This is a genomic window from Chlorobaculum sp. 24CR, from assembly GCF_004118635.1.
Classification (GTDB): Bacteria; Bacteroidota; Chlorobiia; order Chlorobiales; family Chlorobiaceae; genus Chlorobaculum.
The window spans coordinates 1-949 of record NZ_SDGU01000114.1; the positions used below are offsets into that span (position 1 = coordinate 1).

The following is a 949-nucleotide window of genomic DNA, read 5'->3' on the forward strand; positions in this document are numbered from 1 at the left end:
AAAACTGGGGGGCGGTTATCAATCAGTTTTCCATTAAATTCGAGGGAAGGATGCCTCTATGAAAACGACCGTTTACACACTTATCTGAACAGGCTCTTCACAGCAGCTCCAACTCTTCTAAATACCTCGAAGCTCTGCTTCGAGGATCCTTTATTTCATCTTTTCTTCCAGTGTTTTTATGGCGTTTACTAACTGGTTTGGATCAAAGCCGATATCGCCTCCTTTCTGCCTAATGGCACTAATTGCATTAGCAAGTCGTTCTAAGGCTGCTGCCTGGCGTTCCGTATTTTCGATTTCTTCTTTTACTTGTGAATTTTGAAGATTATTTAAAGCGCTCCTCCACTCAATTTCTTTTAAAGCGGCTTCTTGCCTTTTTAAATCTGCTTCAGCATGAAGTAGCTGAGCTTCTGCTTCTATTTTTTTGGCATTATTAACCCTTTGAGCAGCTTCACCTTCCGCAGTTTGTATGCCAGCTTCTTTGAGTCGTAATGCATCAGTAGCAGTGTATCCCTTGACTTTATCCCATAGCGTCTGATACCATTTTCGAGATGCATGGTCTTGTTGTTCTTGAACTATGGTAGGTACAGGAGCTGGCTCAGCAGTTTTTTTTATTATCGCGCCATCATTTTGGTGCTCACAAGGAAAATGATTCATACCAATACCTCCTTTGATAAGAAAATCTTGGTATCATCTCGGTTGAAAATAATCCCTGTGCCCCCAAAAGCTCTATGCAGTTCAGATAATGATTCATATAGCTCGATAAGATCATCTCTTGATGATTCTCCTATATCTATCCATCACTGCTGTCCGGTTAACGAAAAAATAAAACGCTGTAAAATATTATATTATAGTGAGTTGCGGCGTTTTTTTATCGTTATCGATTTGAACTCGATGGGTATCTTCTGTCATTTCATAATTGCGCAAATTGAAATGACCGATGAATACAGGA

General features: G+C 39.8%; 1 protein-coding gene. It reads right to left on the bottom strand.

Annotated elements, in window-relative coordinates:
• Positions 1-150: 150 nt before the first annotated feature.
• Positions 151-654: a hypothetical protein gene (locus tag EST62_RS13265; RefSeq protein ID WP_129052534.1), complete on the bottom strand. Its 504-nt coding sequence runs from the start codon at positions 652-654 to the stop codon at positions 151-153.
• Positions 655-949 lie beyond the last annotated feature (295 nt).